Raw genomic sequence first — 13,830 nt, 5'->3', positions numbered from 1 at the left:
GTACGGGTGGTACGACGTGGCGACGATACCGTCACCCCCCGCCGCGACGGCGATCGGCCGTCGCGGCGGGATCCGGCGGTGCCGAACCGCCTCAGCCCTTCTTACGGGCCGCGGTCTTCTTCGCCGCGGTCTTCTTCGCGGTAACGGCCGTCGTCCTCGCCGAGACCGTCTTCTTCGCGGTAGCGGACTTCGCCGCCACTGTCTTCTTCGCCGGCTTCGCCGAAGCCCGCTTCGCGGTCTTCGGCGCCTTCCGCGCCGGCACCGACGCGTCGCTCACGCGATCCCCCAGCATGTCGCGCAGGAACTTGCCCGTGTGGCTGGCCGGTACCGCCGCCACCTCCTCGGGCGTGCCCTCCGCGACGACGAGGCCGCCGCCGGAGCCGCCCTCGGGGCCCATGTCGACGACCCAGTCGGCGGTCTTGATCACGTCGAGGTTGTGCTCGATGACGATGACCGTGTTGCCCTTGTCGACCAGCCCGGACAGCACGCTGATCAGCTTGCTGATGTCCTCGAAGTGCAGACCGGTCGTCGGCTCGTCCAGGACGTACACCGTCCGTCCGGTCGACCGCTTCTGCAGCTCGCTGGCGAGCTTGACGCGCTGGGCCTCGCCGCCGGAGAGCGTCGGCGCCGACTGCCCCAGGCGGACGTAGCCGAGCCCCACCTCGTGGAGCGTGCGCAGGTGGCGGGCGATCGTCGGCACGGCCTCGAAGAACTCGAGGGCCTCCTCGATGGGCATGTCCAGCACCTCGGCGATGGACTTGCCCTTGTAGTGGACCTCCAGGGTCTCCCGGTTGTAGCGCGCGCCGTGGCAGACCTCGCACGGCACGTACACGTCCGGCAGGAAGTTCATCTCGATCTTGATGGTGCCGTCGCCCGCGCAGTTCTCGCAGCGGCCGCCCTTGACGTTGAAGGAGAAGCGGCCGGGCAGGTAGCCGCGGACCTTGGCCTCCATCGTCTCGGCGAAGAGCTTGCGGACGTGGTCGAAGACGCCGGTGTACGTGGCGGGGTTCGAGCGCGGCGTACGGCCGATGGGCGACTGGTCGACGTGGACGACCTTGTCGACGAGGTCGTCGCCCTCCACGCGGGTGTGCCGGCCCGGAACGGCCCGGGCGGCGTTCAGTTCGCGTGCCAGGTGGGTGTAGAGGATGTCATTGACGAGCGTCGACTTGCCGGAGCCGGAGACACCGGTGACGGCCGTGAGCACGCCCAGGGGGAACGACACGTCGATGTCGCGCAGGTTGTTCTCCCGGGCGCCGCGCACGGTGAGCTTGCGGCCGGGGTCCACGGGGCGGCGGACGTCGGGGAGGGCGATGGACCTCTTGCCGGACAGGTACTGGCCGGTCATCGACGCCTCGGTGGCCAGCAGCTCCTTGAGGGGCCCGCTGTGGACGACCTTGCCGCCGTGCTCACCGGCGCCGGGGCCGATGTCGACGACCCAGTCGGCGACCTTGATGGTGTCCTCGTCGTGCTCGACGACGATCAGGGTGTTGCCCATGTCGCGCAGGCGGACGAGGGTCTCGATCAGCCGGTGGTTGTCGCGCTGGTGGAGGCCGATGGAGGGCTCGTCCAGGACGTAGAGCACGCCGACGAGGCCGGAGCCGATCTGCGTGGCCAGCCGGATGCGCTGGGCCTCGCCTCCGGAGAGGGTGCCTGCGGCGCGGTTGAGCGAGAGATAGTCCAGGCCGACGTCGACGAGGAACTTCAGGCGCTCGTTGACCTCCTTGAGCACCCGCTCGGCGATCTTCTTCTCACGGCCGGTGAGCTTCATGTCACGCAGGAAGTCCGCGCACTCGCTGATCGACATCGCGGAGACCTCCGCGATGGACCGGCCCTGCACGGTGACCGCGAGGACGATGGGCTTGAGCCGCGTGCCCTCACACGTGGGGCAGTGCACCTCGCGCATGTAGCCCTCGAAGCGCTCACGACTGGTGTCGCTCTCCGCCTCGGAGTGGCGCCGCTTGACGAACGGCACCGCGCCCTCGAAGGCGGTGGTGTAGGCACGCTCGCGGCCGTAGCGGTTGCGGTAGCGCACCTCGATCTGGGTCTTGTGGCCGTGGAGCAGGGCCTTCTTGGCCCGCTGGGGCAGCCCGGCCCAGGGGATGTCGGTGCGGAAGCCCAGCGCGTCGGCGAGCGCGCCGACCAGCCGGCCGAAGTAGTCCTTGGTGTGGCCGTGCGACCAGGGGCTGATGGCGCCCTCGTCGAGGGACTTGTCCTCGTCGGGGACGATCAGCTCGGGGTCGACCTCCATGCGCGTGCCGATGCCGGTGCACTCGGGGCAGGCGCCGAAGGGCGAGTTGAAGGAGAAGGAGCGCGGCTCCAGCTCCTCGAAGGACAGATCGTCGTACGGGCAGTAGAGGTGCTCGGAGAACATCCGCTCACGCTCGGGGTCGTCCTCGGCGAGGTCGACGAAGTCGAGGACGACCATGCCGCCGGAGAGGCCCAGCGCGGTCTCGACGGAGTCGGTCAGCCGGCGCTTGGCGCTGTCCTTGACGGTGAGGCGGTCGACGACCACCTCGATGGTGTGCTTCTCCTGCTTCTTCAGCTTCGGCGGGTCGGTGAGCTGGATCGTCTGCCCGTCGACCCGGGCCCGGCTGTAGCCCTTGGCCTGGAGGTCGGAGAAGAGATCGACGAACTCGCCCTTGCGCTCGCGCACCAGCGGCGAGAGCACCTGGAAGCGGCTGCCCTCGGGCAGCTCCAGCACCCGGTCCACGATCGCCTGGGGCGACTGCCGGGAGATGGGACGCGCGCACTCGGGGCAGTGGGGCTTGCCGATCCGGGCGAAGAGCAGCCGGAGGTAGTCGTAGACCTCGGTGATGGTGCCGACCGTGGAGCGCGGGTTGCGCGAGGTCGACTTCTGGTCGATGGAGACCGCCGGGGAGAGGCCCTCGATGAAGTCCACATCGGGCTTGTCCATCTGCCCGAGGAACTGCCGGGCGTAGGAGGAGAGCGACTCCACGTAGCGGCGCTGCCCCTCGGCGAAGATCGTGTCGAACGCGAGGGAGGACTTGCCCGACCCCGAGAGTCCGGTGAAGACGATCAGGGAGTCGCGCGGGAGGTCGAGCGAGACGTTCTTGAGGTTGTGCTCGCGAGCGCCACGGACGATGAGACGGTCTGCCACGCCAGTCGGCACCTTTCTTGAGAGTCGGCTCTGGAGAGCTGAAGGGGGCTGATCCTCGCCCCCGATCCAGAGTACGGGGGAGGTCTGACAACCAGGGGCCGCACGAAAGTCGTCAGCGATGCCACCCACGAGCCTATAGCACGCACATTCGATTTACGGGCCGGATCGACCTCCTTCACCCGAAGGAGTGGCGGAGCTATCGTCGGCGCCATGACTGATCATGTGCACGACCTGAACGCTGTACGTGAGGCGACCGACCGGCTGCTCACCGCCGCCGGCACGCTGGACAACGCCGCCGTGGCCCAGGCGTCACGGCTGCCCGGCTGGACCCGGGGCCACGTCCTGACCCATCTCGCGCGCAACGCGGACGCTCTCGTGAACGTGCTGGAGGGCCGCCCCATGTACGCGAGCGCCGAGGCCCGCGACGCCGACATCGACAACGGCGCGCCCCGCGAGCTGACCGTCCAGCTCGACGACCTGCGGTCGGCGGCCGCCCGCTTCCTGGACACGGCGAACGCCCCCGCCGACTGGAACCGCACCGTCACCCTGCGCAACGGCGTGACCGACGCCGCCGCCAACGTCCCCTTCCGCCGGCTGATCGAGGTCGAGCTCCACCACGTCGACCTCGGCATCGGCTACGAGCTGGAGGATCTGCCCGCCGGCTTCACCACCCGCGAGATCGGCTTCCTCGCGGACCGCTTCTCCGGCAACGCCGACGTCCCGGCGCTCCGGCTGGTCTCCACCGACGGCGGCACCTGGACCTCCGGCCGCGCGGAGGGCGAGCCCCTCACCGTGACCGGCACGACCCCCGCCCTGCTGGGCTGGCTGGCGGGCCGCCGGAACGGCGCGGAACTCGAAACAGGTGGCGCTCCGCTGCCCGTTCTGCCCGCGCTATAGGCTGTCGACCATGATGTACAGCGGAGCGGTAGAGGTCGGCGGACCTGCGGACGTACACGAGTTGGCCGATCTGATGATCTCCAAGGTCGCGGTCGGACCCATGAACAACAACGCTTATCTGCTGCGCTGCCGCGCGACGGACGAGCAGTTGCTGATCGACGCCGCCGCCGAGCCCCACACCCTGCTCACCCTGATCGGCGACAGCGGCATCGCCTCCGTCGTGACCACCCATCAGCACGCGGACCACTGGGGCGCGCTGCGCGAGGTCGTGGACGCCACCGGCGCCCGTACCTACGCCGGCCGCGAGGACGCCGAGGGCATCCCCGTGCCGACCGACGTGCTCGTCGACGACGGCGACGTCATCCGCGTCGGACGGGTGGAGCTGACGGCCCGTCACCTGGTCGGTCACACCCCGGGCAGCATCGCGCTGGTCTACGACGACCCCCACGGCCACGCCCACGTGTTCACCGGCGACTGCCTCTTCCCCGGCGGCGTGGGCAACACCCACGACGACCCCAAGGCGTTCGCCAGCCTCCTCCACGACGTCGAGACCAAGATCTTCGGCGAGCTCGCGGACGAGACCTGGGTCTACCCGGGCCACGGCAACGACACCACCCTCGGCGCCGAGCGCCCGCACCTCGCGGAGTGGCGCGAGCGCGGCTGGTGACGCCCGGCGGCCTGGCCCGCCACCGATGACGGACCGCTGGTAGCGCGCCGTCCGCACACCAGGCGGACGGCGCCCTTCCGGCGCGCCCCCGGCAACGCCCCCGCACGCCCCGTTTCCCCCGCCCCCGGGGGAAGTTGGGCAGTACATGAATCGCGACCGCCCCCCGGCCCTGCTCCGCCTCGCGGCGGCGTCCATGGTCGGAACCACCATCGAGTTCTACGACTTCTTCGCCTACGGCACCGCGGCCGCCCTCGTGCTGGGCCCGCTGTTCTTCCCCACCGTCTCCCCCCTCGTCGGCACCCTCGCCGCCTTCGGCACCTTCGGCGTCGGCTTCATCGCCCGCCCGCTGGGCTCGGTGCTCTTCGGTCACATCGGCGACCGGCTGGGCCGCCGCCCCGTGCTCGTCTTCTCCCTGCTGCTGACGGGCCTCGCGACCGTCGCCGTCGGCTTCGTCCCCACCTACCAGCGGATCGGCATGGCCGCCCCGCTGCTGCTGCTCGTGCTGCGCTTCCTCCAGGGCCTGGGAGTCGGCGGCGAATGGGGCGGCGCCGTACTGCTCACCGTCGAACACGCCCCCGCCCATCGCCGCGCGCTGTGGTCGAGCTTCCCCCAGACCGGCCCGTCCGTGGGATTCCTGCTGGCCAACGGCATCACCCTGGCCCTTTCGGCCACCCTCCCCGACGACCTCTTCCTGTCCTGGGGCTGGCGCGTGCCGTTCTGGGCGGCGGGCGTCCTGGCCGCGGCCGGCCTGCTGCTGCGCACCCAACTGGCGGAGACCCCGGACTTCCAGGCGCTCGCCGAGAACGAGAGCCGCGCGACCCTCCCCTTCGCCGAGGTCGTCCGCGGCCACTGGCGGCTCGTCCTGCTCACCGCCGGCGGCCTGTCCATCGGCTATTCCGTCTTCTACACGGTCACCACCTGGTCTCTGTCCTATGGCACCGAGCGCCTCGGCCTCGACCGCACGCTCATGCTCGGCTGCGTCATGGCGGCGGTCGCCGTCTCCGGCGCGGCCACCCCCGTCGTCGCCCTCCTCGGCGACCGCTTCGGCCGCCGCACCCTGTGCCTGACCGGCTGCACCGCCGTGGCCCTGTGGATGTTCCCCCTCATGGCCCTGCTGCGCACCGGCCGCCCCGCGTTGATGCTGCTGGGCTTCGTCGTCGCGATGCTGGCCTTCATCACCGCGTTCGGCGTGGTCGGCGCGTATGTGCCCGAGCTCTACGACGCCAGGGTGCGCTGCACCGGCGCCTCCGTCGGCTACAACCTCGCCGGAGTGCTCGGCGGGGCCGTCACCCCCCTGGTGGCGACGGCGACCGCCGGCTCGGGCGGGCCGCCCTGGGGCGTCGCCGCCTATCTCACCGGCATCGCCCTGCTGAGCCTGGGCTGTTTCCTGCTGCTGCCCGAGACCCGACCCGCCACGATCGCCTCCCGCCCGGCCACCGACCCCGCCCCGGCCTGACCCGATCGAGTCTGACTCGTCCCGGCCCGCTCCCGTCCCGGCCGTCAGGCGCGGGCGCTCTCCTTGTCCCGCTCCCCCTCCGGGGAGCGGGACTCCGGTATCTCCGCCGGCTCCTTGGCCGAGTCGGCCGAGGCACGCAAGCTGGTGATCGTGGTGACGATCAGCACCGCGCAGATGACGCCGAGCGAGACCGGGATGCTGATCTCGGGGACCGCGACGCCGCTCTCGTGCAGGGCGTGCAGCACCAGCTTGACGCCGATGAAGCCGAGGATCACGGACAGGCCGTAGGAGAGGTGGACCAGCTTCCTCAGCAGCCCGCCTATCAGGAAGTACAGCTGCCGCAGGCCCATGAGCGCGAAGGCGTTGGCGGTGAAGACGATGTACGGGTCCTGGGTGAGGCCGAAGATCGCCGGTATGGAGTCGAGGGCGAAGAGCACGTCCGTCGTGCCGATCGCCAGCATGACGATCAGCATCGGGGTCATCAGCCGCTTGCCGTTCTCCACGATGAACAGCTTGGTGCCGTGGTAGCGGTCGGTGGAGGGGAAGCGGCGCTCGACCAGCTTCAGGAAGCGGTTCTCCTCGAACTCTTCCTCCTCCTCGCCGCCCCGCGCCTCCTGGATCAGCTTCCAGGCCGTCCAGATCAGGAAGGCGCCGAAGAGATAGAAGATCCAGGAGAAGTTGGCGATGATCGCGGCGCCGGCGCCGATGAAGACGGCCCGCAGCACCAGGGCGATGAGCACGCCGACCATGAGCACTCGCTGCTGGTAGATCGACGGCACGGAGAACTTCGCCATGATCAGGACGAAGACGAAAAGGTTGTCGACGCTCAGCGACTTCTCGGTGATGAAGCCCGCGAAGAACTCGCCGGCGGGCTGCCCGCCCCCGAAGACCAGGAGCCCCAGCCCGAAGAGCCCGGCCAGGACCATCCAGACCGCCGTCCAGACCCCGGCCTCCTTGAGGGAGACCTCATGGGGCTTGCGGCCCCCGATGAAGAAGTCGGCGGCGACGAGGGCGCACAGACCGAGGACGGTCAGCACCCACAGGGTCAAGGAGACGTCCACTGTTCCTCCGGCACGTCGTACGGGCGTACGGCAGTCCTCAGAACAGTACAGGAAGAACCAAGGAATAGTAAAGAGACACTCAAGTCCGCAGGTCGGAGGCCGGTTGGAGGGGGGTCAGGGGCTGGCTGGAGAGGGGTCAGATGCCGTACGCGCGCCGCGCCTGGCCGACCTGGCGGAGCACCTGACCCACGACATCGCTCCCCGCGGGCACCCGCGACGGCTCGTACGTCCAGGCGTGCCCGACCCACGGGTCGGCGAGGTGGTCGTCCGGCACCGGCGTGATCCTCAGCAACGACCGCCACAGCGGGTCGAGGACGGGCCCGTAGGCCCGCGCGTCGTCCCGGTCGGCCACCATCAGCAGGTGGACGCCCACGGACGGCCCCTCGTCCGCCAGGTAGCGCAGCTGGGTGACGGCGCGGTCGTCGAAGCCGTGCGGGAAGTCGTTGACGATCAGCAGTTGCTCGCCCGTGTCGAGGTCCGGGGGCAGCGAGTCCAGGGCGCGGTTGCGCACCGCCATCTGCACCAGGTCGACCCGGCGTGTCAGACGTGCCAGCACGTCCGACACGCCGCGCGCCCCGGTGGGCGGCGGCTCCTTCAGCGCCCCGCTCTCGAGCAGCGGTGCCAGGGCCGGGCCCGCCGCGCCGGCCGGGTCGATGACGTGGAGCGTGTAGTCCCCCACGGGGTGGACGGCCAGCAGCCGCACGGCGTGCGCGACCGCGCAGTCCACGGCCAGCCTGCGCAGTTCGGCCGAGTCCGGCAGGCCCGCGTCCGGGCCGCCGGCCCGGCCGGCGTCGATCCACAGGCCGCGCTCCAGCGGCAGCCGCACCAGCATGGGGATGCGCAGACCGGGGCGCTCCGGCAGGTGCAGATCGCCCAGTCGCAGCGCCATCGGGGCCGACAGCGGCACCTGGTAGCCCTGCCAGACGGGGCTGTCCCAGCGGGCGTAGGCGGGCGGCAGGGCGTGCTCGACGACCTCGGCCTCCGCGACGAGCTGGGCGAGGTCCCGGTCGAGCACGGCCCGCGCCTGGTCGACCAGCTCGGCGTGGCGGGCGCGGGCCTCCTCGCGGGCCGTGTCCGCCGCAGGGCCGACGCGGGTGGCGGGGTCGGAGAGCACCTGGTCCAGCTCGCGCTCCAGGCGGGACTCCGCGAAGTCGACCGCGCTGCGGTAGGCGGCGACCGTCCGGGTCAGGTCCTCGAACATGCCCCAGACCTGGTTGTAGAGCCGCTCGTCCATGGACCAGCCGGTGGCATCGCCCGCGACGGGCCCGGACGCCCCCGGCCCGTCGGCCGGAGCGGCCCGGTCCGGACCGGCCCCGTCCGGAGCCGGAGGTGTCGATGCCGGTGCCGATGCCGGTGCCGGTTCACGCGGCGCCGAGGACGGCTGTTCCGGGCCCGCCGCCGGGGCCTGCGGGCCGCTCCGGCGGCGGGGATGCCGGTAGCTGATGGGCCCGGAGGAGGCCGGGGCCGCCTGGGCCCCTACCGCCGCCCGGTCCTGCGGGGCGGCGGACTCGGGCACGGCACCCGCCCCGGCCGCGTCGTCCCGCCCCCGCTCGTCGACCGCCCCGGCCTCGCCGTCGCCGGGCGCGGGTTCGGCCTGAGCGGGCTCGACCTGAGCGGGCTCGACCTGAGCGGGCTCGACGCGAGCGTGCTCGGCGTGCGCGAACTCCGCGCGGGCGGCCTCGGCGCGAGCCGGCCCGCCACGAACGGCCTCGCCCTGAGCGGACTCCACGCGGACGGACTCCACGCGGACGGACTCCGCACGCGCGCCCTCCCCCCGGGCCGAGGTCGCCTGGACAAGCGGTGCCTGGACCGCGCGAGCCATGCCCCGGGCGACCGCCTCCTCGATGCCGGCGGCCAGCTCCGCCGCACCCGGCAGACCCTGGTCGTGGAGCATCGCGGCCAGCCCTCCCGCGTACCCCTGGCCGACCGCGCGCACCTTCCACGCGCCCTGCCGGCGGTAGAGCTCGAGGGCGACGACCGCCGACTCGGCGTCCAGTCCGGTGACCGTGTAGCTGGCGATCTCCGTGCCGTCCGTGTCCGTCACGGCGAGGAAGGGGGACGCGATCGCGCCGAAGCGCGCCGGGGCCGAGGCCACGGACGGGAGGGCGAGCACCACGGCGAGCCGGTGGGCGGCCTCCGGGACGGCGTCCAGGTCGACCGCCAGCCGGTGCTCGGCGGCGGCCTGTCCGGACACCTCCAGCCCGGGAAGACGCGGCGAGGCGGGGTGCGCGACCCACTGGGCGTCGGTCACCCTGCCGTCCGCGTCACCGAGCGTCGCGCCCGCCACCACCGGGTGGCCCGCCGAGACCCGGATCTCCAGTCGCGTACCGGGCAGCGGGTGGTTCTGCCCCCGCACCAGCTCGGCCGTCATCGCCGTTTCCCCCCGTGTCGTGCTCGTCCTATGCCGTGCTCATCGTGTCGTGCCGCCCGCGTCCGCCGGGGGCGGTCACAGGACGGCCTGGATCTCCGCCAGCAGGTCCTGGAACGTCCGGCCGTTGGCCGGGGTGCCGATGGCCGTCATCTGCCAGCCGTCGCCCGCGCGGTGGACCTTGGCCATGATCTGCGCGGTGTACGGGCCGCCGCCGTCCAGGGTGTAGCGGGCCAGCTCCTGGCCGGTGGTCTCGTCGACCAGGCGGCAGAAGGCGTTGCGGACCTCGGCGAAGGTCTGGCCGGTGAACGAGTTCACCGTGAACACGATCTGGTTGACGTGCACCGGGACACGCTGGAGGTCGACGAGGATCGACTCGTCGTCACCGCCCTGGCCCGCGCCGCCGACAAGGTTGTCGCCGGTGTGGCGCACCGAGCCGTCCTTGCTGACGAGCTGCTGGAAGAAGGCCACGTCGACCGGCTGCTTGTCGGCGAAGAGCACCGCCGAGGCGTCGAGGTCGATCTCCTTCGTCCGCGTCCCGAACAGCCCGCGGCGGGGGGCCGCCTGCCAGCCCAGCCCCATCCGTACCGCGGTCAGGGTGCCCCCGTCGGCCTTCTGAAGGCTGATGCCCTGGCCCTTGGACAAGTTGACCGTCACGCGCAGTCCCTCTCTCGTTGGCTGTGCCCCCGTGGCCACACGTGTTCCGTACGGCCGTCTTCACATACGACCCTATGCACACGCGACGGCCGCGTACGCCTCCGGGAAGGGTTTGTGGCGGTCTTGCAACATGCTCCGTACCAGGTCGGACAGGTTGGACTATGCTGTCGCACCCCTCGCCGAGCCAGCCGGCCCGCTCGTCAGGCCAGCCCCGCCTCGCGCATCTGCCGCAGCTCCTTCTTCAGCTCGCCCACCTCGTCGCGCAGCCGCGCCGCGACCTCGAACTGGAGCTCCGCCGCGGCCGCGCGCATACGGTCGGTCATGTCCTCGATGAGCTGGGCCAGTTCCGTGGCGGGGCGGTCCGTGAGCACCGCCGCCTCGGCCTTGCCCGCCTTGCCGGCCTTGCCCTTGGCCTTGCTCTTCCCCTTGCCGGCCGGAGCCGTCGGGACGGGGGCCTTCCCCTGCTCCTTGCCGGCCTTGCGGTAGCCCGTGCCCAGCAGCTCCTCGGTGTCGAGCTCCTCGCGGGCGAGGGAGGCGACGATGTCACCGATCTTCTTGCGGAGCGGCTGCGGGTCGATGCCCCGCTCCTTGTTGTAGGCGATCTGCTTCTCGCGGCGGCGGTTGGTCTCGTCGATGGCCTTCTCCATCGCGGGAGTGACCTTGTCGGCGTACATATGGACCTGCCCGGAGACGTTGCGCGCCGCGCGGCCGATCGTCTGGATCAGGGACGTCCCGGAGCGCAGGAAGCCCTCCTTGTCGGCGTCGAGGATGGCCACCAGTGAGACCTCGGGCAGGTCGAGACCCTCGCGCAGCAGGTTGATGCCGACCAGGACGTCGAACTCGCCGGCGCGCAGCTCGCGCAGCAGCTCGACGCGGCGCAGCGTGTCGACGTCGCTGTGGAGGTAGCGCACCTGGATGCCGAGCTCCAGGAAGTAGTCGGTGAGGTCCTCGGCCATCTTCTTGGTGAGGGTGGTCACGAGGACGCGCTCGTCGCGCTCGGTGCGGGTGCGGATCTCGTGGACCAGGTCGTCGATCTGGCCCTCGGTCGGCTTGACGACGACCTCGGGGTCGACGAGGCCGGTGGGACGGATGATCTGCTCGACGAAGCCGTCGCCGCGCGAGAGCTCGTAGGGGCCGGGCGTCGCGGAGAGGTAGACGGTCTGGCCGATGCGCTCGGTGAACTCCTCCCACTTCAGCGGGCGGTTGTCCATGGCGGAGGGCAGACGGAAGCCGTGCTCGACGAGCGTGCGCTTGCGGGACGCGTCGCCCTCGTACATCGCGCCGATCTGCGGGACGGTGACGTGCGACTCGTCGATGACGAGGAGGAAGTCCTCGGGGAAGTAGTCGAGGAGGGTGTTGGGCGGGGAGCCGGCCTCGCGGTCGTCCATGTGGAGCGAGTAGTTCTCGATGCCCGAGCAGGAGCCGACCTGGCGCATCATCTCGATGTCGTAGGTGGTGCGCATGCGCAGCCGCTGGGCCTCCAGGAGCTTGCCCTGCTTCTCCAGCTGGGCCAGGCGCTCCTCCAGCTCGCGCTCGATGCCCGCGATGGCCTTCTCCATCCGCTCCGCGCCGGCGATGTAGTGGCTGGCGGGGAAGACGTAGAGCTCCTGGTCGTCGGAGATGACCTCGCCGGTGAGCGGGTGGAGCGTGGAGAGCGCCTCGATCTCGTCGCCGAACATCTCGATGCGGACGGCCAGTTCCTCGTAGACCGGGAAGATCTCGATGGTGTCGCCGCGCACGCGGAAGGTGCCCCGGGTGAAGGCCAGGTCGTTGCGCGTGTACTGGATCTCGACGAAGCGGCGCAGCAGCGTGTCGCGGTCGATCTCCTGGCCGACCTTCAGCGGCACCATGCGGTCCACGTACTCCTGCGGCGTGCCCAGGCCGTAGATGCAGGAGACCGATGCCACGACGATGACGTCGCGCCGGGTGAGCAGCGAGTTGGTGGCGGAGTGGCGCAGCCGCTCGACCTCCTCGTTGATCGAGGAGTCCTTCTCGATGTAGGTGTCCGACTGCGGGACGTACGCCTCGGGCTGGTAGTAGTCGTAGTACGACACGAAGTATTCGACGGCGTTGTTGGGCAGGAGCTCGCGGAACTCGTTGGCGAGCTGTGCCGCGAGGGTCTTGTTGGGCGCCATGACGAGCGTGGGCCGCTGCAGCTTCTCGATCATCCACGCGGTGGTGGCCGACTTGCCGGTGCCGGTCGCGCCGAGGAGGACGACGTCCTTCTCACCCGCGCGGATGCGCCGCTCCAGCTCCGCGATGGCCGTCGGCTGGTCACCGCTGGGCTGGAAGGGGCTGACGACCTCGAAGGGCGCCACCTTGCGTTCGATCTTGGATACGGGCCGCATGAGACCACCGTACGGCCCACCACTGACAACGGCCTCGTCCCCGGCCCGCCGCCCCCGTTTTCCCGCCGGTCACGGGGCGAACGCCGGGCGAAATGTGGGCAAAGGCTCTCCGCCTCCGGCTGCCCCGGCGCTCGCGATCACGTACACGTTTGCTGTACCACTTTCCGTGCACCAGGTACGACGTTCCGTACGCGAGGGCCGGCGGCGCGACGGGCGTCCCGGCCCCGGACGCCGCGAGGAGCCCCCATGCGCATCCGCATCGCCTCCGCCGTGACCGGTGTGCTCGCCGGTCTGTCCCTCTCGACGCTCGCCTGCGTGCCCGCCCCCGGGGTCGCCGCGGCGCCCGCGCCCACCGCCGCCGAGGGCCCGGCCGCCCCCGTCGTCATCGGTCACCGCGGGGTGCCCGTCGAGGCGCCGGAGAACACCCTGGCCTCGATCGACAGAGCGGCCCGGCTGGGCACCGTCTGGGTGGAGAACGACGTCCAGCGCACCAAGGACGGCGCCCTGATCGTCATGCACGACACCACCCTGGACCGCACCACGGACGCCAAGCGGCGCTTCCCCGGACGCGCTCCCTGGAAGGTCGCGGACTTCACGCTCGACGAGATCGAGAAGCTGGACGCCGGCAGCTGGTACGACAGCCGTTTCGCCGGCGAACGGGTCCCCACGCTCGACCGCTATCTGCGCCGGGTCGACGACAACCACCAGAAGCTGCTGCTGGAGGTGAAGGCCCCGGAGCTCTACCCGGGGATCGAGCGGCAGATCGTGGCCGAGCTGCGCCGCTCCGGCTGGCTGGACCGGCGGCACATCGACGAGGCACTGGTCGTCCAGAGCTTCAGCGCGCCGTCCCTGAAGACGCTGCACAAGCTCCGCCCCGACCTCAAGAAGGGCTTCCTGGGCGCCCCGAAGGCCGCCGACCTCCCCTCGTACGCCGCGTTCGCCGACCAGATCAACCCGGACCACACCCGGATCACCGCCGAGTGGCTCGACGCGGCCCACGCCCTCAAGGGCCCGCACGGGCGGCGGCTCGAGGTCTGCGCGTGGACCGTCGACGACGAGGACAAGGCGGTCGGCCTGGCCCGGATGGGCGTGGACGGCATCATCACCAACGCCCCCCATGTCATCGCCGCCGCCGTGGACGACGACGCGGACGACCCGTCCATGCTGAACGACGACGGCCGGTCCGGCCCGGACCCGGCCGACGCCCCCGCCGACGAGGACGCGCCCCTGGACGACGCCGTCTGAGACGACGCCGTCC

The 13,830-nt window shown here is 71.2% G+C and carries 9 protein-coding genes; 4 read left to right on the top strand and 5 right to left on the bottom strand.

What is annotated here, in order from left to right; genetic code table 11:
- Positions 1–91: 91 nt before the first annotated feature.
- Positions 92–3,118, bottom strand: coding sequence for an excinuclease ABC subunit UvrA (gene uvrA / locus ACX9I7_RS14290; protein ID WP_459387544.1), 3,027 nt, complete (start codon positions 3,116–3,118; stop codon positions 92–94).
- Positions 3,119–3,328: 210 nt separating this feature from the next.
- Here uvrA and ACX9I7_RS14285 point away from each other — a divergent pair, with 210 nt between their 5' ends.
- The 3 genes from ACX9I7_RS14285 (at position 3,329) to ACX9I7_RS14275 (ending at position 6,138) form a co-directional block, all read left to right on the top strand.
- Positions 3,329–4,015, top strand: coding sequence for a maleylpyruvate isomerase family mycothiol-dependent enzyme (locus ACX9I7_RS14285; RefSeq protein ID WP_459387543.1), 687 nt, complete (start codon positions 3,329–3,331; stop codon positions 4,013–4,015).
- 10 nt (positions 4,016–4,025) lie between these two features.
- Complete coding sequence (locus ACX9I7_RS14280) at positions 4,026–4,682, top strand: MBL fold metallo-hydrolase (protein ID WP_387577592.1); 657 nt, start codon at positions 4,026–4,028, stop codon at positions 4,680–4,682.
- 145 nt (positions 4,683–4,827) lie between these two features.
- A complete protein-coding gene (locus ACX9I7_RS14275) occupies positions 4,828–6,138 on the top strand; it encodes an MFS transporter (protein ID WP_459387542.1) in 1,311 nt (436 codons plus the stop codon).
- Between the two features lie 44 nt (positions 6,139–6,182).
- Here the strand turns inward: ACX9I7_RS14275 and ACX9I7_RS14270 are convergent, their stop codons facing one another.
- The 4 genes from ACX9I7_RS14270 to uvrB all read right to left on the bottom strand — a co-directional run bounded on the left by ACX9I7_RS14270 (position 6,183) and on the right by uvrB (position 12,572).
- Positions 6,183–7,199 (bottom strand): TerC family protein, encoded by a 1,017-nt coding sequence (locus ACX9I7_RS14270; RefSeq protein WP_387577588.1) that lies wholly within the window; start codon positions 7,197–7,199, stop codon positions 6,183–6,185.
- Positions 7,200–7,335: 136 nt separating this feature from the next.
- Positions 7,336–9,570, bottom strand: coding sequence for a TerD family protein (locus ACX9I7_RS14265; RefSeq protein ID WP_459387541.1), 2,235 nt, complete (start codon positions 9,568–9,570; stop codon positions 7,336–7,338).
- Between the two features lie 75 nt (positions 9,571–9,645).
- The gene (locus tag ACX9I7_RS14260) at positions 9,646–10,224 is read right to left on the bottom strand and encodes a TerD family protein (RefSeq protein ID WP_387577584.1); all 579 of its coding nucleotides are present in this window, start codon (positions 10,222–10,224) and stop codon (positions 9,646–9,648) included.
- A gap of 200 nt (positions 10,225–10,424) precedes the next feature.
- Positions 10,425–12,572, bottom strand: coding sequence for an excinuclease ABC subunit UvrB (gene uvrB, locus ACX9I7_RS14255; RefSeq protein WP_387577582.1), 2,148 nt, complete (start codon positions 12,570–12,572; stop codon positions 10,425–10,427).
- Between the two features lie 246 nt (positions 12,573–12,818).
- Here uvrB and ACX9I7_RS14250 point away from each other — a divergent pair, with 246 nt between their 5' ends.
- Entirely contained in the window at positions 12,819–13,817 is a 999-nt protein-coding gene (locus ACX9I7_RS14250; protein ID WP_387577580.1) for a glycerophosphodiester phosphodiesterase, read from the top strand.
- The last annotated feature ends 13 nt before the right edge of the window (positions 13,818–13,830 follow it).

The sequence above is a fragment of the Streptomyces sp. L500 genome, assembly GCF_054551825.1.
This window is presented reverse-complemented; position numbering and strand designations above follow the sequence as displayed.